Consider the following 23,429-nt stretch of genomic DNA (forward strand, 5'->3'; position numbering starts at 1 on the left):
GTCATTTACCCTTGATCGAAAAGAGGGCGCCACCTTTCACCCCCGACACACTGTTGGCGAGGCTTCGCGTGCCGGTGGAGCCCGCGCCGATGTCCTGCTGGAACAGCGCCATGCCGCATTGCGTGGCGGCCGGTTCCTGACGCTGCGTTACCGTCATCCCTGCGGGCTGGCTGAACGCACCATTTTCCTCAGACGTGACACCGAGTGCAAACAGGATACCGCCCGCCGCAGTGATCGCGGGTGCTGTCGCGGGCGTAGTGCCGCTAGCCGTGGCAAACGCGCCAATGGTATCGAACGCGGCGTTGGCCCAGAACATACGGATGTAGGAGCGAACGCTTGAGCTACCGCCAAATGTGAATGTCTGCGCTCCCGCATCGTCGGCCACGATCTCACGCCAGTATACATGCGCACTCACCCCGGACGTGTTATCCAGAGCTTCGTTCCAGCCTGCTGGTGGGGTCATCAGGCCCCCTTCCCTGCCATTTGACAGCATCATCACTTGCAATTGGCCGATCCGGTCGGTGACCGGAGTAAACGACATCGAATTGCCCGAACCGGCGAACACGCCGGAGTTCACCAGCATCAGTTCTGGCAGCTGGCTTCCGCCCATCATCACTTTTCGCGCGGCGAGCATCAGTAATTCTTCGCCACACGACGCATAATCCACCCTTCGGCCGCGTCGTCGCATTCGTACATGTATTCGTCGCTTTTCCCGCTCACGCTGGTGGGGGTTGGGGCACTGCCTTCAACCCAGACGCGCGCGCCGCCTGCCCAGGCAATGGAGTGAGCCCCGCCAAACTTTGTGCGAATGGTCCCAGACTTCCCGACAACGGGCGACGGCATCGTGATTATAGCGGGACCTGTGGTGTTGATCTGGTGCCTGGAGCCAGCGGCCAAATTGATGGTTAGCGCTGTCCCGCTCACCACTCCGCTGCTGGTTTCGGTGTAGTCGGTGATCGTTGGGTTGATGAGCGTCTTCGCGCTCACTGATTGCACATCCGTGGTGCCGACAATTGCCCCCGCAGGCCCGGCCATCGTGGCGGCAGTGCCGAGGCCAAGATTGGTCCGCGCGGTCGCAGCGGAGGGCAGGTCCGCAAGGTTCTGCGATTTCATCAGGACACCGGCACCGTCGACGTAGGCCGCAACCCACGCGCTGCCGGTGTAAACTTTCATGATTCCGGACGTGGAATTGAAATACAGGGCACCGGCCACAAGCGCATTGCCATCGTTGTCCAGCGTCGGGTCGCTAGTCTTCGCGCCCAGATACCGGTCGTCGAACTGGTCGAAGGCGGTCAATGTCTGGTCACGCGCAGCCTCAGCAGCCACGCGGGCGGCCGTTGCCGTACTGGCCTGTGCTGTTGCAGTGCTTGCCTGACCAGACGCGACCGTGGCGCTGGAGCCTGCGGCCGTCGCCCGCGTGCCCGCCAGCGTTGCGCTGGATGTGGCCGCCGTCGCCTGCACCGTCGCCGTGCTGGCCTGGCCGCTGGCCACGGTTGCGCTGGACGTGGCCGCCGATGCCTGGCCCGTGGCGATCGTGGCGTTCGATGTCGCGGCAGACGCCTGCCCGGCCGCGACGGTTGCGCTCGATCCGGCGGCGGTGGCTTGCTGCCCGGCCAGAGTAGCACTGGAAATCGCTGATGTTGCCTCTTGCCCCGCGACCGTGGCGCTGGACGCTGCCGCACCGGCGGCACTTGTCGCGATTCCGGCCTGGGAAACGGCGATTGTCGCGCTGGAAATGGCCGAGGCCGCCTGTTCGCCCGCGATCACCGCCTGCCGGGCGGCTTCCGCCGTCGCGCTGCTCGCATTGACGATGAATTCGACGCCTTCCCGCTCGTCGATAATCGTTTCCTGCGCTTCCTCGATAACGGTGTAGCCTTCCATCACTGCGTCACTCCCGGGTCCACGGTGAAGGTGCCGAAGCTCACCACACGCTTGATGTCGCCGGCGGGCGTGGCGTGCAGGTCGTAGAGGTAGACCTTGTTGTCATTTGCAGGCGACGCGGGCGTGAGCCCTTCAAGCGTGGCTTCAGCGATGAACACGGTGATAGTCGTTGCGCCAACAACTGCGTTGGTTTCCGGATGGATATAGTTCGGATCATAGACTGCCGAGATGCCTTGGACGCCCGCCGCTGCATTGCTGAGGTCCACATCGGCCGACGCCGAATCCTTGGCCGTGCGCGCCTGCATCTTGAAGACCGCGGTGGACCAGTCGACGCCGAGGCGCCGGAAAACGTGCATGAAGGGCGTGCGCTTGTAAGCGTACAGGTCCTTTTCGACAGCCATCAGGCTTCCCCCTCTGCAAGGCTGGTCCAATCGACGTTCATGGCCATCTTGATCACCGCCAGATTCTGGCCCGCGCCGCGAATGCGCTGCTTCGTGGCGATCCGGCGCGCTTCGATGCGGGCGATCCGTTCATCATCCACGATGCTCGCGGCGATCACCCGGGCGGCCAGTTGCGTGATCGTGATCGCGGTCGCGCCTGCCTCTTCGCGCAGGAATGGGAAATCGGCCGGATCGCTTTCGTCGGTCCAACGTTCTGCCTCGTCCAGCTTCTTGCGGTAGCGCAGAGCCTGTGTGTCGCCCGGCGTAAGATAGGGCGCGCAGGCCGCATCGGCCGCTCGGTCCACCTGCGCACAGCAATACTGACGAATCATGGCGATATCCGTCTCGGGCTGCAGCGTTGCTTCGCCCGGCGCGACGAGAACGTCAGTGCCCGCGGGCAGCCCGTTCATGATCGTGTTGAGATAGCCTTCAGGGCACATGCCCTTCGTAAGCTGATCACCGGTATGGGTATCGAAAACCACATAGTGCAACGTCACCGCTTATACTCCCGAATGCGAAGGTGATATTGATCGCCATTGGTGGTCGATGGCGAGGCACTGTCCGTTGCCTGGAATTCGATGCGCACCGTGTATGTGCCGGCGGCAATCCCGCTCCAGAACTGCTCGAAGGCGAGGGGGAGGCGGGTGGTCCCGTTCCCGTCCAGGTTGACGGTGAAACTGCGCGCGGCGACCTGCGTGGCGCCGCTGAAGATACGATACCAGACAATCCCCGTGATTGCGTCATCTGCTGCTGTCGCATGGAATGGTATCTGCGCCAGAATTTCCAGCAGTGAGGACGCCTGTTCCTTGACTAGCGTCGTGGAGAGGATGGTCGTGGTGTTGGGATACGTGAAGTTCAGTGTTACGCTGCTGGTGACGAGCCATGGGATAGTCGCCGCATTTCCAACCAGCGCACCTGTTCCGACTTGACCCGGCTTCACCGCGCCGCCCGCGTCCAGCCCATCGAACAACCGCGCATCAGCAGACACATTGTAGGGCGTCTGCCATTCATAAGTTGCGCTGCCCGGCAGTTTGCGACCGTAGCTGGCCCAGGTGGGCTGATTGGCCGCGCCGACATCGCCGATGTCATCCACCCATGTGCTCGGCACGTCCGCGCTGGGCGAGGGCGTCGCGGGTTTCGTGGTCGCCTTCTTGTAGATGATGTTGCTGGCTTCGCCGAGCGCGCCGGAAAGCTGGCCCCAATAGGTGGCGTTGGGAGGGGCGTTGCCCTTGGTCGGCGTGGTGTTGATGTAGAGGAACCGCGAGCCGTCCTCCATGCTCACGATATTGCCTTCGCGATAGTACGTGTCCGGATTGTACAGCCCGGCCTCGACCAGTTCCGCCCAGAACGCGATTTCGTCCTTGGTCTGCACGCGCCAGTTTCGCGCGGCCCCGAAGGTATGCTTCCAGTAAGGCACGCTCACCGGCATTTCGGTGGAATCCAGCACCTGCGGCGAGGCCCGGCCCGTGGCATCCAGCGTCAGCGCCTCGGTGCGGCTGAAATCCGGCGTGACAACGAAAAGGGTGCCAGTCAAAGAAACCGCTGCCTGATGATTGCAAGCCAAGGCCAGGCGGCGGGCGATTTCCATGAACGACACCTGCTGCGTCAGAACCAAACCGATGGGGTAGGGCAGGGCTATGTCCATAGTGTCGAGCGAGGCGCGATCGAGCCGGTCAGGATCGACGCCCGCGATATCGGCAAGCGCCCGGATGACATCGCCGGTCAGCCGGGGCGTGACGCCGTTGATCGCGTGCCCACGCACGTTGCCGGTGATGACGCCAGCCGCTGGCGCGCCGAGGCGAATTAACCCTTCGGCGAGGCAAGTTGCCCAGCGGCCGGGCGGGATCGCCTGCGCAACGAGTGTGCTGTAGCTGCTGAAATCGCCCACCGAGGAGCCAAAGTCGGATGCGCGCTCGAACAGTGAGGTCACTTCCTCGATCGGGCCGTAGCCGCTGAACTGATAGACCGAGTTGTTTACGTCGATCAGCACCGGCTCGACGTTCTTGGCTCGGCCGATCACCAGCGGTTTGACCCGGTTCTTGAGATCCATGCCGCCTTCGTCGCCCGCTGTGCCCTTGTATTCGAGCGTCAGGACGTTCTTATCGAATGCTTCGGTATCGACTTCGGCGCTGATGCCGATCGCCGGGCCATCGCGGCGCATCTCCCGCACGCTGCCTTTGAACAGCAGGGGCCAGGGCCACATCGTCCCCGGTTCGGCGGCGTAGATGGCGATCGGCGCTCCGTTCCAGGCTATCGCGTTGAGGTCGATCTTGCCGCGACGCAGTGTTTCCTCGGCGATCTTGAACTGCGCGCCCCCAACGCTCGCCGGCACCGTGAAGTCCCCGTTGAACAGCGAGAGCGTCAGTTCGGGCGCACCGAGCATCGCCGGTTCCCACACTTTGCCGCCGAGGCCGGTGATCCGCCTGTCCTGCGCGGACGATACCCGCACGGGCTTACGCAAGCCGGTAATCAAATCGAGCGGTTCGATCACCGCCAGACACGCCAATGCCATTACCAGGAACCCGTGTTAGCGTTCTGCGCGAACATGGTGCGGAGGGCTTGCAACAGAGAGCCGTTCTGCTGGGTCAGCGTGGCGAGATAGCCGTTGGTGGCGTCCATCTTGGGAGCCAGAACCGTTGCAAGCGCCGGGCCGACCCCGTTGACCGCTTCAACGACATTCGTGTTATCGTTGACTGGCACGGTTGAGGCCGAGAACGGATTGTCCGAATTCGCCGCGGCATTGGCGAGGGCCTTCTGGCGATCCAGCGCGGCCTGCGTCGTCGCCCGCATTTCCTCGTGCAGCTCGAAATACGCCTGCGTCGAACCGTAAAGTTGCCGCTCCACGTCGAGCAGTTCGCGGCCGACCTTGGAATACTCGTCGAACGCGGTGGTATCGCCCGCCTCGACCCGGCTCTTGAGCCCCGCATAGCGGGTGCGCAGTTCCTTGTCCCGGTCGCGCAGGGAAAGCCCGCTGTCGCCGAAGCTGAGGAAATCGTAGAGATCCTGCAGCGACGATACCATGGCTTCGGTCGCCGCCTTGATCGCCTCGGCCCGCTTGATGCCGTAGAGTTCTTCGAGCTGGGCCCATTCCTGCGCCGTCGCGCCCGCCTCGCCGAATATCTTGATGAGGCGCTCAAACTCCTTGTTGATCTCGTCGATGGCCGCGCCGACAGGGTTCTTGATCCGCTTCAACTCGGTGAACACGTTCTCGAAGTCGAGCGCCTTCTGGATCTGGGCTTCGATGTCGTCGCCCATCTGCAACAGCGCCTGCGTTGTGGCGCGCAGGCCCATCAGGGCGCCGTCCTTGATCGCGTCGGCGATGGCATATTTCACGGCCGCCTCGGCATCGTCGCCGAAGTCCACCGCGCCGTTGCCCGTTTTCAGCGAGGTGCCATTGGCATTGACGCGGTACTTCTTGTCCCGCACGCCGATAGTCGTGTTGAACGAACCGATTTCGGCATCCAGCGTGTCGGCGATGGACTTGAGGCCCGAAATGACGGAATCGGCCAGGCTGTTGGCCGCCTCGTAATTCTTCTTGTCCTTGCCGCCGAGGTCGATCGCATCGATGCCGGTGATGTTGGCGCGCGCGGTGCGGGCCGTCTTGAACAAGCCGCCCACCAAGCCACCGAGAACCGAGCCGATGATTTGGCCGCCGGGAATCGGAATGAAGGAGCCGATGGCTCCGCCGATCTGGGCGCCCGTGGTGCTGGTCTTGATGCCGAGAGCCTTCATCAGACCGGCAGCCTGCGTGCCCATCTGAATGCCCTGCATGGCACCATCGAGACCTTGCATGATCGCTTCGGCGGCACCTTCACCAAAGATGTCTTTGCCGAAATCGCCCATGAAGCCCCGAAGGCCACCAACGATCGCGCCGGGAATGCCGCCAACGGTGTTGCCTGCGAGCGCTCCGGAGAGCGTGCCAGAGATGTTGATACCGAGATCGGCAAGTGCGCTGGCAAGCGGGGCCGTGATGACCTTCGCCATCATCTGCGCGTATTCTTCCGGCGTGATCGCGTTCACGCCCATTGCCATCTTCCCGGTCGCGTCCGCCGTTTTCTTGTTGGCGGTGACGACGATTGCGTCGGAGTTTGCGTTGTCGTTGGCCGGGCTGGCGTAATCGCCGAGCGCGTCAATGATCGCGCGCATCTGCACGCTATCCGAGGTTGCCAGACCAAAGGCGTTGGCAGGGCTGGCGTTGCTGCTTCCGGGACCACTGACCAGATCTACGCGCTGTGCGGCGCGTTCAAACGCGGTCGCGAGAACATTCGATTTGTCTCCGGCGTTCTCCATCCCGCTCTTCATCACGTCGAGGCTCGACTGAATGCCGGTGCTCTTGCGGATCTGGTCCTCAAGGGCGCGAAGCATCGGGCCGAACAGTTGTTCGGTCATCAGCCGGCCCTGCAACTGCTGGAAGTTCTTCTTCAGGTTCTTGAGGAAGTCCTTGCCGCTCATCCCACCGCCCAGCAGGCTTTCCAGATCGCTGCGGACGCTGGAAATCGAGCTGGCATAGGCGTTGATGATCGTGCTGCGCTGTTCCAGCACCTCGTTGAGCTGCTTTTCAGCTTCGATGTTATCGCGGATCTGTTCTTGCTGTTCCGCCGTGACGACGCCGACGCGCTCGTAGAGGCGCAGAATGACCTGCATGGCTGCGGCTTCATCCTCGCGCCCCGAAGCAATCATCCCCTGGATCGCGAGCGATTGCTCCTGATCCCGCATGTAGTCCTTGAAGGGCTGATTTATCGCTTCGGCGACAACCGCCTTCGCTTCCTTTGCCTGTTCGATCAGCTTTTCGAAGCCCGGGGGCTGTCGCGTGCCGAGATCCTGTATGATGGCGTCGAGATCGGCGGTCGCCAGGGCGACTTGTTTGATCAGCTTGGGCTGATCGGAAAACCGCGTCGAAATGCTTTCGATCGATGCCGTCGCGCGCTGACCGAATTCTTCCAGCTTTGCCGCAGATGCCTCTGCCGTTTCCGAAACCTTGATCGGATCGAAGGGGAATTTTCCTTTCATCGGGTCAACGCGCTTGCCGTTGACCATGACCTCGTAATGCAGGTGGTTGCCGGTGGATGTGCCGGTTGAACCGACTTTTCCGATCACGGCACCTTTTTCGACCGACTGCCCTTCGGCAACGATCGAATTGTCAGACAGGTGGCCGTAGCGCGTCTTGGTTCCGCCACCGTGGTTGACGACGACATATTTGCCGAGCCCGGAGTTGTAACCGACTGCTTCAACGACGCCGACCTGCGTGACCTTGACCGGCGTGCCGAAAGGCTGCGCGAAATCGACCCCTCCGTGGTTGCTGCTGGCCCCGGCGGTCGGGCGCTGGCGCGGGCCAAAGCGGGAAGTGATCGACGACGCGGCGAACGGCAGATCGAACTGCGCTGAATTCGCGGCGCGTTCGGTCTCTTTGTTCAAGCTTTTTTGCGCTCGTTCCTTCTCGCGCAGAGCTTTGAGGGCCGCGTCCTTTTCCGCGTTGATGGCGTCCAGCTTGGCAGGCAGCAAATCAAGAAGGGCTCGATCGGCCTGAGCCGCCTTTGTGGCTTCACGGATGCGGTTTTTGTAGAGTTCTTCGATCCGGCCTTCGGCGGTGGCTCGCTGTTCCGCGTCCGTCTTGATGACGTTGATCTGAGCGATACGAAGATTCTGCTCCGCTGCGTTCGCCGCTGTCAGAGCTGCATTAAGGTCATTCTGGAGGCTTTCAATTTTTCGGCGCGTACTTTCGATGGCGCGGTTCATGCCGGAAATGGTGGCTTCATTCGCGCCGGCAGAGAACGCTTCGTCACGCTGCCGAATTTGCTCTTGGAGATGGTTGCGGGCGAGGATCAGGTCACGCGCAGCCACCGCCTGGTCGCGGCGCAAGTTGGCAACGTTCGTGCCAGCTTCAGCCACTTTTTCCTGGTTCAGTTCACGCTGAGTTTTCAGGGTGTCCTTAAGGGCTTCCGTGAGCTTGCGTTGAATCTCGATTTGGCCCTGAAGCGTCTTGCTGAAGGCCTCATGCGCCAAGCGGCTGTTTTCTGCTTCGAGCGCGTCTTCTTTCAGCTTCTCTGTGAGTTCGGCAACGCTGTGATTGGCCTTATCGGCAGTGTCACCCGTCTTGAACAGCTCGAAAGCTAGGGGGCCTAGGACGGCTACGGCAATCGTAACCGCTGCGCCCCACGGACCGGCGAGGAAGGTCGCTATCGACCCGATCCGCGCTTGCGTCTTGTTCGCACTGTCCTCCAGCCCAGAGAGTGCGAACGCGGCTTGAGGAACCTGCTGGGCAAAAATCACAAAGGCGGACGTGCCAGCCTGTGCCTGCACGACCATATCCTGGAACTGCTGGCCAACCTGAACATAGGCGGTGCGAACCGCGCGGCTCGAATTAATGACGTTCTGGTTCGCGGTGGTCCCCTGACGCGTGGACCCAATCAATGCTTCCGTGCCGGACTTCGTTTTGTTGAGCTGGATTTGGATTTGCTCAAGAGCATCCGCATGATTGCGCGCGGCAATTGCGGCCTGTTCTTCCTCGCGTGCCAGCGCTTCGGTCGCAGCGATCGAAAGGCGCGCCTTTTGGCTATAGTCGCCTTCCTCGCGCGCTGCGGCGGCTGTCGCTGCTGCAACTTCGCGGGCGGCCGTTGCGCGTGCCTGCTGCGCTGCGGCAGCTGCCTTCATTTCGTCAACGCCGAGATCGAGCGAACCGAACGTGTTCCGCTTTACCGAGAGCGCACCGTCGAGCTGACGCTTGGCCTCGCTCGAAAAGCGATTGAACCGCCGTTCGGCATCGCCCAGCATCGAATCGACTTCGGCCATGAACGACGACCGGGCGCTGCCGTCGCGCTGGTGCTCGATTTTCAGGAATGCCGGAAAGACCGGACCTGCAGCCATGTGTCAGTTCCTTCCCATTGCCTGGGCGTAAAGGGTGGGCAGGTCGCGCTGGACGGCCTGAACGAGCGCGATCACGTCGACGCGCGCCGCGCGCGCCGTGCGCGGGATGCCGACGAACGCGACGATGAATTCTTTTTCGACCTGCCCCTTGCGGGCCCGGCCGGACTTGGTGAGCGCGCGGGCGCTGCGCTTCTTCCCGGCGAGCGAAACGCTGGCGTTTTTCACGACCAGCAGCGGATAACCGTTGACGCTCCGCACCCGGACAAGGGGCCCGATTTTCTGCTCGAAGCCGTTCTTCGTGTAGAGATCGGGCGTCATCTTGCGCCGGCCTGCGAGCCGGGGGATTTCATCGGTCGGAATCCACAACCATCGGCCGCGTACCGGCTGTATTTCAGCACCCAGCGTATAGGCATCGATTGTGCCACGCGTGCGGGGGGAGCCGGAGCGGACAAACACGACACCGGAGGCGGAGAAGCCGCCCCCGGCATAGCGATGGACCTGCCCGGTTTCGGAAAGGTCGGACTGCGCGCCCAGGCCGTTGCCCAAGCGGCCAAGACCGGCACCCTGCATGGCGGTGCGAATGTTGCGAAGTGCGATCTTGCCACCCTGATCGGTCGCAATCAGCGCCCCGCGTTCCATCCGCTGTTCCGCATGCCGATAGTATTGGTCGAAGGGACCATTGAGGCGGGGGCGCTCAAGACGCGCGCTAATCCTCGGCATCTTTGCGCGTCTTGGCTAGCGCATCGCCGATGACCGCGAACGCATCGAGCAGCAGGAGAGGCTGATCGAGAACGCTGCCGCCATCGGGATAGACATAGCCCGCCATGCCCCGGTCACATTGCGAATGAAGCCGGAGCAATTGCCAGTGCGCATCGGTCAGGCGGTGGCTTGGGTTTTGCTGGAACTCGCCGGCGCCGGGGATTGCCCATCCTCGTCCAAGATGCTGCTCGCGTTCGAAGGCGTCTGGGGCGTGTCGGACAGCGACGGCGATACGAAGTTTTTTGCCAGTTCCTCGTTGAGGTACATGCGCGCGAAGACCGCAAGCTGCAATTCGTTCCAGGCGATGCCGGGTTCGATGCCGTTGTCCTTCTCGATCGTTTCCAGCGCTTCCTTCACGGCATAGACGCTATCGAGCGTGAGATAGCCGCGATCGCGGACGAGTTTCGCATCCAGACCGGACCAACCCTTTAGGATGACGGCGACCGTAAGCGGGCCGCTCATGTCCAGCGCTTCGTGGTTATCGGCGCGCATCATGCCGATCGGCCGGTGGGCCTTGGCCACTTTCTCGATCAGGGCCTCGCAGCTTGCGGCAAGTTCGGGATCGGGGAATTCCAGTTCCTCGGGCGGTTCTTCACCATCCGCGACTGCCTTTTCGATTTCCTTTCGACGCTCGGCAGCCTGCGGCGCGAAGTCGTCAAGCATTTCCCAATATTGCGTCAGGAACACGTTGAACGTCTCGAAATCCTCCGCGGTCCACAGCAGTTTCAAGCCGGTCAGCACTTCCAGCCGAATGGCTTCCTCGCTGTGACGCACTAGGCCTTCTTCGCGCATCAGGCGCTGCATGAAGCGCTTTTCGCGGTGGGTCGAAGTGCCGAGGGTGAACGAAGGCGGCGCTGCCAAATTGAGCAGCGAATGCGGCGTGAAGGCGAGCGTTTCGCTCGCCTCCAGAGGTACGTCCTGGGGCATGGTCAGGATCTTTCGGTTTGAGGGTCAGTAAGGGAAAGCGATCATGATCGCGCGATCGAACGCGTCGATCATCAGGTCCGTGGACTGCATGACGAGCTGGCCGCCGAGATCGGGGTTCGAGTAGTTCAGGCGGGCGTCGGGCACATTGATCTGGACGATGGACCCCGGGCCATTGCCCCACTGCGCGAAGAACGGGTGCTGCGCCTGCGCATCGGCCAGGGCGAGGGGGTCGATGACCGAGGGCAGATACTTCTGCCACGTAAGCGAAACCGTGGCCGTGCCTCCGACCATTTCCGCTGCATCGACGCCTTCGGGCTGGTTCGGGTTCGGCGGGTCCTCGGTCTGGACGCCGTTGTCGATGGTGAAGGTGGACGCACCGATTCGCACCCGGTTCAGCATCAGGTCGCCGTTGCGGAACAGCGGCACGGCGCCGAGCGGCGTGATCGCCGGGGTCGCTTCCGCGCTGTTTGCATGGATGCGGCAGTCGAAGGTGAATTGCATCTCCGGATAGGCGGCCTGATCGCGCGTGGTGGTCGGCACCACGAACTGCGCGCCGGTGCAGCGAAGGTCGATCAGATCGAAGCGGTGGCCGTCGATCCAGATTTTCGCCGACAGCAGCGGCGGATCGGTCTCGTCGATCGATCGCGCATAGCCGAGGAAGGACGGGATTTGGTAGTTCGCCGCGGGGATGGCGCCCAATTCCTCCATGAGCACCGCAACCTTGGCGGCGCTGTACGACCGGATCGCGGTCAGGCGTTCCTTGTAGGTTGCGCCGTTGTCCGTGATGAGCAGGGGGAACGCCTTGTAGAGGTTCGCCGTTGCCGCCGCGGTTGCGCCGAGCGTGACCGCAGTCGTCGTCGAGCCTGCGCCGACCGCCTCCGGGGCAGCCGGAATGGCCGTGGTGTTGACGATCTCGGTGTACTTCGCAGCTTGCAGCAGGCGGCCCGGAATGAACGCGTTCGCGGTAGGGATCGTGCCGCCCGGTGGGCGCAATTTGACATTGAAGCCGAGCGTGACCCGCTTGCCCGCGATATCGGGCGCATTGCGGAAAATCTGGCCAAGGTATTCGTCGTTATCCAGCGTCTGGCCCTGGATATCGAGACGAGCCTGGGAGATCGGGTAGATGTCGGCGCTGGTCGGATTGGCGAACACGCCGGCACCGCCGACCTGCAATGCAATCGCGAGCGCCGTTTTGGCGGTCTTAAGGGCCATATCGGCCTCCTTTCGTCAGGGGAGTTACTTGGCGGGGTCGCCGTCCTGCCCGGTGGCAGGCGAGGTTTTGCTGTCGGGAGCGGGGGCCTTTTCGGCCGGGCCAGCAGGCACGCGCGAGGCGGCAATGGCCTTGTCGATATCGACTTTGCCTTTCCCCTTGGTCAGGGCGTCGTGGAACGCGTTGAAATCGACGCTGCCAGCAGGAAGCGCCGGGCATGTCTGCTCGGACATCGTTTCGATCCTTCGTTGTTGGAATTGGTCAGACGACGAGCGTGAACCAGTCGTCGTGGGGCGTGTAGAATTGGGCGCGCATTTGCAGCGAAGCGCCGCCAACATCCTTGCCGCGAGGTTCTGCGGGCGCGACATCGACCTCTTCGATCCACTGGATACGGCCGTCGAGCGTGCGCCCCGTGGCGGAGATGGCGGCCGCGACATGGGCGATGGCGGCGTGGTTATGGCGGCTGATCGTGCCGATCGTCGGCGTGCGTGAGACGGCCTCGAATTCGATCAGCGCTGTGTGTTCTGTCCGCCCGGATTCCAGCGCGCAAAGCGTCTGGTACTGGACGGTGAAGATCAGGATGGTATCGCCTTCTTCCTCGGCAAGGGCTTCATCCAGCGGCCGGTCGGTTTCGATGGTCCACGCGTCAAGCGCGGGCCAGGCGGCCAGCGTATCGCGCAGCATGTCCTCGACCTGTGCGATGGCCGGTAGGGGATCAGGCATCGGCTTCGACCACTTCGAATTCCCAATGCGTGCCGCTCTCGTCGCGGCGGACATTGATCGGGCGGAAGGTTGTGCCCGGGTGTTTGGCCAGTTGCAGGCGCGCGGCCTTGGCGGGCTTTACAGGGACATCGGCGATCATCAGCGCAACCGTGATATCCTGCGCGATGGCTTCGGCGCCTTCGAGCGGCTTCACCATGTCGCGATAATCGACGTGCCCGCGCACGCCCACATACGCGCCGGCAGCGGACGCCTTATACTGGATCGGCTCGCCGAGATAATCTCGGCAAGTGCTGTCCAGCCAATCGGTCATGTCATCGAGATTGGGAGTGGGCATGAGCGTGTTCCATCGGAGCCGGAGCACTAGGCCCCGGCTCTCGCGTGACGAACTGTTGCGGGCTCAGTCGGCCGGAGCGCTGTCCGCGCCGCCGTTCTCGTCTGCGATTTCTGCGGGCGGATCGTTGGGATCGCCGGCAGGCGGATCGATTGGCTCGCCATTTTCATCGAGCACATGCGCGGTGATGCCGTCGCCCTGATCGCCGTCGGGCTTCTCAGTTGCTGCCGCCTCGGCAATCTTCGCCTTCAGCGTGTCAGCATCCCAACTGTGGTGCGGCTTCTTGCCCAGCGCAGCCTGGTAGGCGGCGCGCATTTCGGCGAGGTCATCGGCCGGGGCTGCGTCGTCGTCCACTTCGACAGCCATTTCCGCATCGACGTAGGGCTGCGCCAGCTTGTCAGCCAAGCGATCGGTTTCGCCGGGGTTGATAACGACAGCGCGCCCTTGTTCGGCATCCCATTCGATGATGGTGCACTTGGTGGCCTTGATCAGCATGATCGGTATCCTTCTGGTTCGTGGATCAGGCGCGGCGGGCGCATGGCCCGCCCCGCGGATCGATCATTGCGATCAGGTGTTGCGGCCGCGCAGCAAAGCGCCCGGCTTGGTCGGCAGGTGGAGCGGGTAGGAGAAGATCTCCGGCTGCACCCACTGGTTGCGCTTCGGATCGCGAACCAGTTGCGAGTAAATCGGGCGACCGATCGTATTCACCAATTCCAGCTCTTCACCCGGTCCGTTGTAGCGGCGATAGAAGCCCGGCGCGTTGCGGATGACGAGCTGGCACTTGGTCGTGCCGATCGCCACGGTGCTGTTGTCGTCCGTCCCCTGGTAATTGTGCCATTCGCATTCGCCGAAGCGGAAGGACGAGAAAACCTTGCCATCGCGCAGGTTCGAGGCCGCCTCCCAATTCAGGTAGGTTTTCCAGACATCCGCGTGCGTGGTGAATTGGTCGAAGAAGGTATCGCCGCAGAGCCAGAGGAACTGCGTCACGCCGGGGACATAGGCCGCACCCATGGCGCGGATGGCCGTCCGCTTGGCCGCTGCAATCTTCTTCAGCAGATCGCCCTCAACCGGGCTGGCGGCATCGAGATCGAAATCAATCTCGGTCGGCTGCGCGATGTTGAACTCGGTGAAGTAGTTGTAGATCGGCGTATTGTCCGCATCGAGCAGGATGCCCTGAATGGCCCCGAGACGGTGGAATTCCATCGTCAGCGCGTGCTCGGTGAGCAGCTTCTTCTGCTTCTCCAACACCTTCTGAGCGACCGTTTCCAGATCGCTTTCCGTGCCGAACGCACGCACGTTGGCGATTTCGCGCGCGAACAGCTGGTCAGACTTGGCGACGCGCGGGATGTTGAAATTGACCATCTTGCGCTTGTCGGTCTTGGCCATCGGCGGCTCAGTGCCGCGGGGGCTGGTCTTGATCAGTTCGAGCGTCATGCCCTTGCGTTCGATCGAGACGATATCGGTATCGACGCCTTCGCCGTCACCGAAGAGGTTGAGATTGCCAAGGAAGGTCGGGACGTTCGGAATATCCTCGATCGCTTCGGTCATCGTAACGAGGCTGAATGCGTCGTCGTTGAAAATATCCATGTGAGCCATGGGTGATCCTTTCAGGATGCGCGAAACCGTTTCCGGTCAGCCATGCTGCCGGATCAAAGCTTCAGCGATGGGGTAGGGTGTCAGGCGGCCTTGATGCCGAGGCCGAGCAGGGCGGTGTATGCCGCGGTCTTGTGCGGGTCGGTCTGATCGCCAGCGAATTGGAGATCGTTCTTGTTCACCACGGCGGGGCCGCGCTTGAACACGGTGCAGGCCTTATCGCCAACAGCGGCGTTCACATTGCCCATCAGAATGCCGGTCACGGTCTGCGAACCATCGGACGCGGCGCCGTCATATTCGACATACTTGCCGCCGACCGAGGCAACGATTGCCCCGGCCTTGAGATTGTTGCCAGTCGCGAGCGTGCCTGCATCGACGTGGTAGCCGATGCCCATCGCCATTTCGCCGATGAACTCGCCTTCGTGCTGGCCTTCGGTGAGGGTGGTCATAGTCGTGTCCTTTCGCGTTCAGGCGCTCACTGCGCCTTACTGTTCGGGAAAACCTTGGCCTTGGCCTTGGCCCAGACCGCGCGGGAATCGGTCTTCGTCTTGCCGCCGCCGCCATTGGCTTCGATGTTGCTGTTCTGGGTCTCGGACATCGCGTCCTTCATTTCCTTGCGCCCGGCTTCTTCCGCGGCTTTGCGCTGCTCATCCGACAGCGCGGCGTTGGCTTCTGCCTTCGGCATGTCAGCCAGGACATCGACGATATCTTCCGCGCTCATATTCTTGCTGAGCAGCTTCGTCGCGGCAGCCTCGCGGCCCGCGTAATGCTCGGATGCGAACACGGCATTCATGCGGTCATTCGCTTCCTTGAAGCCAGCGGTGTGGCCTTCCTTGCGCGCAGCCTCAACGGCTGCGTTTACTTCAACGTTGTCAGCCATTTCGGCCTCCTTGGGTTTGGTTTCAGGGAGTTCATCGTCATCCAGATCGTCGTCATCGTCCGGATTCCGAATTTCGGGTTCGCTGGCGTTCTTGCCGAGCGTCTGCTTGAGTTGTGCCAGGCGGCTCATTGCTGCTGCCTCCTTTCGCGCTTGATCTGATCGATTTCTTCTTCGAGGCGATCCCAGGCCTCTTGCTCGGACAGGATTTCATCCATCAGCCCGAGTTGAACGGCCTCGCGGCCTTCGAACCAGTCGGCCTCGGTCGCCATTACGCCCTCGAAGGTGATCGGCCGCATGATCGAAACCATTTCGGCGAAGCGCCGGCGGGTGTCGTCGACCGCACTCTGCAACTTGGCCATGGTCGCCTTATCGAGCTTTTCGTATGCGCTGCCGCGATACTTGCGTTCGCCCGCGCGGATGATCGTCACTTCAGCGCCCGCCTTGTCCAGGGCGGCGGTCAGATCGCTATGGACGATGACGCAGCCGATAGAGCCGACACAGGCATCTTCCGGCCCGAAGACCTTGTCGCACACGCTGGCGATCGCGTAAGCCGCCGAGCACGCCTGCTCGTTGACATAGGCGTAGTGCGGCTTGCCGCCTTCGGCTTTGGTCGCTGCCGCAATTTGCAGGCACAGCGCGAACAGGCCCGCCGTCGATCCGCCCGGGCTGTCGATGTCGAACCAGATGGCCTCGATGTCCTGGTCCCGCATCGCCTCCCGGTGCTTCTTCGCGATGCCGTCATAGCCCGTCATGCCCGATACAGGATCGAGCCAGCCATATTTGTGGACCAGCGTGCCATCGATATGGATGACAGCGATCCCATCCTTTTCGTGGAACGATTTGCCCGAGCGATAATCCCGGGCAGCGTCCGCGGCGGTGGCGGCGCGATCCATCATCGCGCGCGCATCGAGCGTTACACCGTCGATGCCGTCGATCTTGGCGATACCGAGGCGCTGCTGCAGCGCGCAGGCGATGACTTCGGCCTTGTGCGGCAGGATGCACAACGGCTCGTTGAAGAACTGCTGTGCGAGGCGCGAGAAGGGGCGCGGCCCAGCGCCAAGGGTCCTCATCATGCGTCCTCCGGTTCCTCAGGCGGCTTCTTCCGTCTGCCCTCAAGCGGCACCCCGTCACCGTCGCGGTCCTCCTGCGTGCCGCCGGCGGCGCCACCCTCTTCGCCGGCGGCATCCGGCTTCACGTTGTGATTGAGCGGGGGAAGCTTGCGCCGTTCGCGCTCTTCCATCATCCAGACCTCTTCCGACATGACATCGGTCGGGTCGCGCCCGTTTTCGAGGATGCATTCGACCGTGGATTTGCGGCCCGCCGCCGTATCCAGATTGTTGGCGTTCGCTTCCTTGAGCGGATCCACCGAGCCACGGCCCGGGCCGATCCATTCCGCCATGCAGATCGCGGTCTTGTTGCGGTAGAAGTTCGCCGGACCTCCGGGCACTTTCACATCGCCGTTGGCCACTTCGACTTCGAGCCACGCGGCATAGATTGGCGTCAAAAATGCCTGCGTGAAATAGTAGCGATCCTCAAGGAACGAGCGCCACAGTTCGTTGAGCAGCGCGCGTGCCGAGGAATAGTTGATGCCTGCCCAATCCTGCGAAAGTTGCGGATAGCTGATGCCGAGCGAACCGGCGATCTTCTGCAGGACGAACCGAGCGAAATCCGGATAATTCGCGTTCGGGCTTTGCCGGGCAGGTGCTTCGACTTCCTCACCAGGAAATAGATGATGGACTTGAGCGCCATCCACGATGACCGGGTTTCTTTCGCGCAGGTCGAGATAGTTTCCAATCCACGGATCAACGCTGGCATCGTCGAGCGGGGCACCGAAGATGCCCGAAACATCCTCTGTCGTTCCCGGTGACTTGATGAAGAAGGACAGAATTGCCGATTTCAGTGCTGCGGCGACCTCGGCCCGGTCCACGCGGTCGAGCATCTTGGCCGGGACCATCGATTCCGCGAGGCGGCTGATGCCGCGGATCTGCTCTGTACGGCGCGGCGAATAGACGTGCAGGAACTTCGCGCGGCCGGTCTTGCCACGCGCGGGAATATAATCCCACCGCTGGGCGGCAAACGATTGGTTCGGATCGTTCGGATGGCCCGAACGCAGCCAATACCCGATCGCCGCGCCGTTCCCGTCCATGGCCACGCCGTCGCGCAGCTCGGGGCCTTCCAGATGCGTTCGCTCCGGCGGTGTCGAAATCCGCTCTGCTTCGATCAGCAGGACATTGGTGGTGTTGGTCAGGCCGCGCTTGTTGTCGCGGATCTCGGCGGCCGCTTCGCCGTCGCGCACATAAGTCAGGTAGGCAAGCTTGGCGATCGCACCGAAACTCAGCTTCTGCCGCGCGTCACAGCGGCGCTCGATGTCATTGCCCCAGACCTTGAACCGGTCCTGCACATAGCCGGTCCAGGTCATCCGCCAATCGTAGTCACGGTTCAGCAACGTATGCACAGGCTGGGCGGACAGCCGAATATTGACGCCGATGACCGATTCGACGCGGCGATCCAACCCGCCGTTGATCCAGCCATTGTTCTCATCGAGGTCGCGCGCGCGGCCCGTGATGGTTGACCAGTCCGCGCCGTAGGATGTGCCAGCAAAACGCAGGGAAGGGGACCAGCCCGAGAATTCCGTCAAATCGCGGCGGGCGGCGTCGCGCTTCTGCGGGCCGAAGCCGAGCGCCAGCACGGCCATCTGCGATTCAGCCGACATTGTACCGTCCGCGCGAACGCGGATGCGGGGTTTTTCCAAGTCAGTTTCTCCAGCCGAGATAGATAGGGCGGCGGCGCGGACGGCCATTCTCGGCCGCCTCGGCTTGTTCGTATTCGCGTTCCAGCGCATCGATCGCGCTGTTGATTTCGTCGAGCGAGGCTTCCGCCAGGCGCATCCGGCGCCCGTCGCGCCACACGTCCACGACGCGTTCCCCATTGATCAGCTTGGTCCGCGCTTGCCGGTAGATGGCAAGTTCGGCGGCGATCTCGGCCGAAGTGCGTTGCGTCATCTCAGGTCATGTCCTGCGGTTGGCGAGCGCCTGAAAGCGGTCGCGTGCGGTTCGTTGCGGCGCGGGCTTGGGCGCTGGTTCCTCGCCCCCGGTGGTCTTTTGATCACCTCCCTCCGGTTGAAGGGGGACAGGACGCGCCCAGACAGGCCGCCGATGTTCTTCATCCCAATGGATGTCCTTGCGGTCGGGCTTCAGCATCAGCCGTGCCGCTTCTTCGTAGGCGAACAGATCGAGGCTTTCGTTGTCACCCTGCCGCTCGAACTTCCCCTCGATCAGAGGTTCGTTGAAGTATTCCTCGAAATACCGGCTATCGATCCCGTCCGCGAAATAGCACTGGCCCGGCCCGCCATCGGTGATGGCCAGACGTTCCAATGCCAGTTCCTTCAACTTGTGTACGCCGAGCGTCCATTCCTGCACGCCCTTGGGGAACACACGCCCCTTGTCATCGCTGATGCGAGGTTTGGGCGGCAGTTCCTGAGCCTTGGCACTGGGTGAGCCCTGAATGAGCTGTACTCGCGCCCAAGGCTTCGCCCGGGTGCCCCAGATCATCCCCTGCCTGATCGTGCGGGCCGCAAACTCCCGACCAATCCATGTCACGTTGCCGTCCGAAACGTCGATCACGGTCTGGGCCACTGGCATCAGGGCATTGGCGCGCCCTGCGATCGGGAACAGGCGCAAGATCACCTCGTCGATCAGTACGTTCCAGTCATCGATCCGCTCGCGCGTCGCAATGTCGCGCATCCTGCCGTTTGCGCCCGGCAATTGGCGGTAGGTAAGCCGATCGAGCCACCACGACCGACCTTCGCAGTCCCAGCCGCGAAAACTCACGTCAAACTTGCGTTTGCCGACATCGACCGCTGCCGTGATGAACATCGCGTCAGCCGGGAAGGTCCCGATATCGGGTTTCGGCACATCGCTATCGCGCGACCGCAAGGTGGACGCCGTGACGCCATCGATCCCGCTCTTGCCCTCGAAAACCTCGCCCAATTGCTTGGACAGATATTCCTTGAGGACCTTCACGTTGCGGCCACCGGATCGCTCGTACTTCGTCAGCGCTTCTTCGAGCCCGCGCGCCAGTTCCTTGATACGGGATACCTTGAGCATCAGCCCATGGTCCCAGAAGCCGAACTCGGTGGTCGGCAGCATTTCGCCCTGAATGCCCATGTCGGGATCGAGAGTCTGGCCGCGGTGGAGCCACCAATCCTTGTCGCCCGCTTCCTCGATCATCGCGAAACGGTCTTCGTCGTCGATCATCGCTCCGCAGTGGGGGCAGAGCATCCCGGCTGTGCGTTCGGCCAATTCCAGCCTCTCGTCCAGACTGAGGTCTTCGTGCTTCTTCACCAGGCGCTGGCGGCCCGGATTCGCCGGGTCGGGTTCGAACAGGTCCCGGTCGTAGGTCAACTTGAACTCCGGCACGTCCGGCCAGTATTTCGTGGCATGGGCCGCCGCGAAGCGCTCGCAATGGATGCAGCGCATGATGTAGATTCCGCGCGAAGTGCGCTCCCACGCCGCTGCGGTGCCTGCCTTCCACCCCTTGTCAGGATGGGACATGACCATCCGCTTGGCCCGCTTGCCGACATTCTTCTGACGGCCTTCAAGCTGGGTGACGGGCGTCTCGGAATACTTCGTCCACCCATCCGGTTCGTCCGCCACACCGAACACGAACTCGCGGTTACGGAATCCGCTGTCGTTGGCCGGCAACCATTCAATCAGGTGTCCGGACACACGCTTGCTGGTGTCGTTGTTGTCCGAGCGCCCGGCGCCGACCTTGGCCATCAGCAGCGGGTGATCGTCGAACATCGGCTTGATCACGCGGTCACAGTATTTCTTCACCGCGGTATCGGAACCGAGGTACCAGCCGACATCGCCCATCGGGCCGAACAGCATCAGCTTGAACAGGTAGTTTTCGGCAACGGTCGTGCCGCCCGAACGGGACGGCTTGACCACCACCACCAGGTTGACGGCCGGATTGTCCAGCGCGTTCATCTTGGCGATGTTGTAGGGCGTGCGCTTGCGGTCGTATGGGACCAGCGCACCGCCCTCGGTCGTGCGGAACTTGCGGTACTGTTCCGCGCATTCGACCGTGGAAATCTTCTCCGGCGGGCGGAGTAGCGCCAAGCCTTCCGCGATAAGGTCTGCCGGGTTCTGGAGGAATTCACCTGCCGATAGCGCTTCGATCTCGCGAAGCAGACTAGCCGGACCGAGCAGCGCCTCCATTCATGTTCCTCAGACAGCGTTGCGCCGCCCGTTCCTGCGCCAGCAGAATCGAACGCGACACGTTTTCGACATTTTCGCGAACCTCGACCGGCCATTGCCCGGTCGGATCATGTTCCTGCACAGCCCGAAGCGCGGCCTGCTGCATCTCCGAGAACACCCGTCGCAGCATTTCGAGCAGACTGCCCGCCTCGACCAACTGGCCCTGGCGCTCCCGACTTTCCTGCACCCGCATCGAGAGTGCGAACATCTTGTTCATCTCGTCGATGCTGTAGTCGTCAGGGACCGCATCGAGCGCGGCCCCTGCAATAATCCGCTTGGTCCGGCGCGACCGGGCGGCGGCTGTATCCGCCAGCGTCTTGAAGTGCTTCAGCAGGTGATCGACCGTCTTGCGCGGCCGAAATGTGTATTCGATCCCGTTGGCCCCGCGTTCGAACGCGCCCGACTGCTCGAACCCTTCGACCTCGTCGCACCAGCCGCGCAGGACTGGCCAACTCACTCCCAAGAACTTGGCCATCGGTTGCGCGGTCATGGTTTCGCCGCGCTTGAGTGCTGCAGCGCGCTCTTTCGCCTTCTCAAGCGAGCGCAGGCGCGCGCGGGCCGATGTGGGAGAAAACTTCGCCACGTCAGGAATTCTGCCGGTTTGCGGAAACGAAAAACCCCGCGCGCGGCGGGGTTGCTTCCCTTCTCAGGGAACTATTACAGGCTCTCAGAATCGCATTGATATTTGTTCCCGTCAAGTCAGTCACCGCACGCCTGCCCAATCGCGACTGATGCGGAGCATGTCCACATCATTAATTTCGCAGAATTCTACAACTTCATCAATGACTTGCTTCAATCTTTGCAAGGCCTTTTCTCGGCGGCAACGAGCAAACCGTATGGCGCGGTAGATCGGGATATCGTCGACCACCACGGCATCGAAATACCGGATATAGAATGCCGTCATGTGCTTGCGGACATCGCGCCAGAGTTGGCGGGCCTCTGCTTCTTCCAGCGTCATGGCGATATGCCCGCCGACTCCGCCGGTGCGACGCGTCCCCGATGTCGGATTGGGGGCGCCGGCACGGCTGATCGAATAACGACCCTCAAGACCGGCGCGCTCGAACATCTTGCGATACCAGACGCAGGCCGCCGCCTGTGTCTCGTCAATCGCGCCCTTACGGTGAAGGCGCTCGATCATCGGTGTCACCACCCGCCGCACCGTGCGCACCTGCCGCACCGTCCCGTCCGGTTGCTTCGGCGTGAATCCGATCACATCACCTTTTTCCAGCCACTCCGGCGTGGGTTCGATCACCGTATCGGCCAGATTGACGAATACGCCGTCGCGCACCTGCAACTCGGCAGCCTTGCGGTCCCGTTCCTTGCTGGCGTCGGCCCGGTCGCGCTTCAGCATCGCTTTGACACGGGCGGCTTCGGCTTCGCTCGCGGTCAGCTTCCCGCCTGCCCGGATAAACGCCAGATCGAGATCCGAACCGATGCGCGCCGCCTCCCGCTCGTCGAAGGCCTTATTGAACTTGTCGTCTTCGTCCGTCATCGCGTCCCTCGCCGCCCGTAGTGTTTGTTGGCAAATGCCTCGGTCCATTCCTTGTCGAGCCCATGCACGTCGCCGGGAAACACGACGATGATCCCCATTTCGTGCCAGAGCGCACGGGCCGCGCGGAACTTCCCGGCCGGGTCGGGATCGCGCATCGATGCCGCGAAGCGCCCCAGAGAACTGCGGAAATCGCTCATTCTGGCCGCTCCACCATTTTGCTGCTCGGCTTGCGCACATCGACCAGTTCCATGCCCAGGCCGTGATCCTGCGCGTTCTTCCAGCGCCACCGGACATCGTTGCGCCCCTTGGCGGCCAGCGCTTCGTTGCGCTCCTGCACCAGATCGCGAAACAGGTCGTTCACGCCGCTTCCCCGAGATCGCGGTGAGAGGGAAAGCCCGCGGCCGTCCGCCCGGTGATGTCATGCATGGTCTCGTCTTCAGACACTGGCAGCGCTGGCCGGGCGCGCAGCGTGTAGGTTCCGTCAGCGTGCTTGCGCAGCAGCGATCGCGTCTCGAAGATATCCCGCCAGCGCTCCGGCAGCGCGTCGATTGCGGCCTGATCCATCGTCCCTGCGCGCAGGGCGGCGCCAGCATCGTCCATCCGCGCTTCGCGTTCACGGCGGGAAAGGCACTTGGCCAGATGGCGTGATTCAACCGCTGCGTCGAAGCGCTGCCATTTCCCGGCAATCGCGATGCATTCGGCCGGTGACGGGAGCCAGCGGCATGTGCGGATGGCCTCCGTCACCATGAATTCGATCTGGGGGCGCGGGAACTTACCCAGGACCATCGCGTATCCCTCGGCTTTCAAGGCACCATCCACGCCGCCGGCGGCCTGCTTGGGCAATGTTGACAGCAGCAGCAGCAGTTGTTCGTCCAGATCGCCACGATCAATCGGAGCCAGAGGGCGCAAGGGGGAGTTCGCCAGCGCATCCAGCCGAGCCAGCGTCTGATCGTCGATCCGCTCTGGCAGATTGCGCAGCTCGGTTAGCTTCGACTCTGCGAGCGAGGTGGGCGATTGCCCCGTCACCGTTGCGGGCAGGTTGGTGTTGCGATCCTGTTCCATTGCGCCGTC

25 protein-coding genes are annotated in these 23,429 nt (G+C 62.5%); all 25 read right to left on the bottom strand.

The annotated features are described in order from the left end of the window. Nucleotide 1 precedes the first annotated feature (1 nt). A complete protein-coding gene (locus K5X80_RS08630; protein WP_222557344.1) occupies nt 2–634 on the bottom strand; it encodes a hypothetical protein in 633 nt (210 codons plus the stop codon). Beyond that, a complete protein-coding gene (locus tag K5X80_RS08635) occupies nt 634–1,881 on the bottom strand; it encodes a hypothetical protein (RefSeq protein WP_222557345.1) in 1,248 nt (415 codons plus the stop codon). Before K5X80_RS08635 ends, K5X80_RS08630 begins: the two co-directional genes overlap by 1 nt. Further along, on the bottom strand, nt 1,881–2,282 hold the full coding sequence (locus tag K5X80_RS08640) for a hypothetical protein (RefSeq protein WP_222557346.1): 402 nt from the start codon (nt 2,280–2,282) through the stop codon (nt 1,881–1,883). The genes K5X80_RS08635 and K5X80_RS08640 overlap by 1 nt, the downstream gene beginning before the upstream one ends. Next, nucleotides 2,282–2,818 (bottom strand): hypothetical protein, encoded by a 537-nt coding sequence (locus tag K5X80_RS08645; protein WP_222557347.1) that lies wholly within the window; start codon nt 2,816–2,818, stop codon nt 2,282–2,284. Before K5X80_RS08645 ends, K5X80_RS08640 begins: the two co-directional genes overlap by 1 nt. Continuing rightward, nucleotides 2,815–4,833 (bottom strand): hypothetical protein, encoded by a 2,019-nt coding sequence (locus tag K5X80_RS08650; RefSeq protein ID WP_222557348.1) that lies wholly within the window; start codon nt 4,831–4,833, stop codon nt 2,815–2,817. The genes K5X80_RS08645 and K5X80_RS08650 overlap by 4 nt, the downstream gene beginning before the upstream one ends. Then, on the bottom strand, nt 4,833–9,185 hold the full coding sequence (locus K5X80_RS08655; protein ID WP_222557349.1) for a peptidoglycan DD-metalloendopeptidase family protein: 4,353 nt from the start codon (nt 9,183–9,185) through the stop codon (nt 4,833–4,835). Before K5X80_RS08655 ends, K5X80_RS08650 begins: the two co-directional genes overlap by 1 nt. Before the next feature lie 3 nt (nt 9,186–9,188). Continuing rightward, nucleotides 9,189–9,905 carry a hypothetical protein gene (locus K5X80_RS08660; RefSeq protein WP_222557350.1) on the bottom strand — a complete coding sequence of 239 codons (717 nt, stop codon included), beginning with the start codon at nt 9,903–9,905 and terminating at the stop codon, nt 9,189–9,191. A 156-nt stretch (nt 9,906–10,061) separates the two neighbouring features. Beyond that, nucleotides 10,062–10,871, bottom strand: coding sequence for a hypothetical protein (locus tag K5X80_RS08665; RefSeq protein WP_222557351.1), 810 nt, complete (start codon nt 10,869–10,871; stop codon nt 10,062–10,064). Nucleotides 10,872–10,895: 24 nt separating this feature from the next. Then, the gene (locus K5X80_RS08670; RefSeq protein ID WP_222557352.1) at nt 10,896–12,083 is read right to left on the bottom strand and encodes a hypothetical protein; all 1,188 of its coding nucleotides are present in this window, start codon (nt 12,081–12,083) and stop codon (nt 10,896–10,898) included. A 24-nt stretch (nt 12,084–12,107) separates the two neighbouring features. Further along, nucleotides 12,108–12,314: a hypothetical protein gene (locus tag K5X80_RS08675; RefSeq protein ID WP_222557353.1), complete on the bottom strand. Its 207-nt coding sequence runs from the start codon at nt 12,312–12,314 to the stop codon at nt 12,108–12,110. Nucleotides 12,315–12,342: 28 nt separating this feature from the next. Next, nucleotides 12,343–12,804: a hypothetical protein gene (locus K5X80_RS08680; protein ID WP_222557354.1), complete on the bottom strand. Its 462-nt coding sequence runs from the start codon at nt 12,802–12,804 to the stop codon at nt 12,343–12,345. After that, nucleotides 12,797–13,138 carry a hypothetical protein gene (locus K5X80_RS08685; protein ID WP_222557355.1) on the bottom strand — a complete coding sequence of 114 codons (342 nt, stop codon included), beginning with the start codon at nt 13,136–13,138 and terminating at the stop codon, nt 12,797–12,799. Before K5X80_RS08685 ends, K5X80_RS08680 begins: the two co-directional genes overlap by 8 nt. 63 nt (nt 13,139–13,201) lie before the next feature. Then, nucleotides 13,202–13,630 (bottom strand): hypothetical protein, encoded by a 429-nt coding sequence (locus tag K5X80_RS08690; protein WP_222557356.1) that lies wholly within the window; start codon nt 13,628–13,630, stop codon nt 13,202–13,204. A gap of 72 nt (nt 13,631–13,702) precedes the next feature. After that, a complete protein-coding gene (locus tag K5X80_RS08695) occupies nt 13,703–14,731 on the bottom strand; it encodes a major capsid protein (protein ID WP_222557357.1) in 1,029 nt (342 codons plus the stop codon). Between the two features lie 80 nt (nt 14,732–14,811). After that, a complete protein-coding gene (locus K5X80_RS08700) occupies nt 14,812–15,177 on the bottom strand; it encodes a head decoration protein (RefSeq protein WP_222557358.1) in 366 nt (121 codons plus the stop codon). Between the two features lie 26 nt (nt 15,178–15,203). Then, on the bottom strand, nt 15,204–15,737 hold the full coding sequence (locus K5X80_RS08705; protein ID WP_222557359.1) for a hypothetical protein: 534 nt from the start codon (nt 15,735–15,737) through the stop codon (nt 15,204–15,206). Next, a complete protein-coding gene (locus K5X80_RS08710; protein WP_222557360.1) occupies nt 15,734–16,681 on the bottom strand; it encodes a S49 family peptidase in 948 nt (315 codons plus the stop codon). Before K5X80_RS08710 ends, K5X80_RS08705 begins: the two co-directional genes overlap by 4 nt. After that, on the bottom strand, nt 16,678–18,408 hold the full coding sequence (locus K5X80_RS08715) for a phage portal protein (RefSeq protein ID WP_222557361.1): 1,731 nt from the start codon (nt 18,406–18,408) through the stop codon (nt 16,678–16,680). The genes K5X80_RS08710 and K5X80_RS08715 overlap by 4 nt, the downstream gene beginning before the upstream one ends. Further along, nucleotides 18,362–18,610 (bottom strand): gpW family head-tail joining protein, encoded by a 249-nt coding sequence (gpW, locus tag K5X80_RS08720; protein ID WP_222557362.1) that lies wholly within the window; start codon nt 18,608–18,610, stop codon nt 18,362–18,364. Before gpW ends, K5X80_RS08715 begins: the two co-directional genes overlap by 47 nt. Nucleotides 18,611–18,616: 6 nt before the next feature. Then, a complete protein-coding gene (locus K5X80_RS08725; RefSeq protein WP_222557363.1) occupies nt 18,617–20,827 on the bottom strand; it encodes a terminase gpA endonuclease subunit in 2,211 nt (736 codons plus the stop codon). Continuing rightward, nucleotides 20,802–21,449 carry a hypothetical protein gene (locus K5X80_RS08730; protein ID WP_222557364.1) on the bottom strand — a complete coding sequence of 216 codons (648 nt, stop codon included), beginning with the start codon at nt 21,447–21,449 and terminating at the stop codon, nt 20,802–20,804. Before K5X80_RS08730 ends, K5X80_RS08725 begins: the two co-directional genes overlap by 26 nt. 120 nt (nt 21,450–21,569) lie before the next feature. Then, nucleotides 21,570–22,358 (bottom strand): hypothetical protein, encoded by a 789-nt coding sequence (locus K5X80_RS08735; RefSeq protein ID WP_222557365.1) that lies wholly within the window; start codon nt 22,356–22,358, stop codon nt 21,570–21,572. Beyond that, complete coding sequence (locus K5X80_RS08740) at nt 22,355–22,555, bottom strand: hypothetical protein (RefSeq protein ID WP_222557366.1); 201 nt, start codon at nt 22,553–22,555, stop codon at nt 22,355–22,357. Before K5X80_RS08740 ends, K5X80_RS08735 begins: the two co-directional genes overlap by 4 nt. Further along, a complete protein-coding gene (locus K5X80_RS08745) occupies nt 22,552–22,719 on the bottom strand; it encodes a hypothetical protein (protein ID WP_222557367.1) in 168 nt (55 codons plus the stop codon). Before K5X80_RS08745 ends, K5X80_RS08740 begins: the two co-directional genes overlap by 4 nt. Continuing rightward, entirely contained in the window at nt 22,716–23,420 is a 705-nt protein-coding gene (locus tag K5X80_RS08750; RefSeq protein ID WP_222557368.1) for a hypothetical protein, read from the bottom strand. Before K5X80_RS08750 ends, K5X80_RS08745 begins: the two co-directional genes overlap by 4 nt. Nucleotides 23,421–23,429 lie beyond the last annotated feature (9 nt).

Source organism: Caenibius sp. WL, assembly GCF_019803445.1.
Taxonomy (GTDB): domain Bacteria; phylum Pseudomonadota; class Alphaproteobacteria; order Sphingomonadales; family Sphingomonadaceae; genus Caenibius.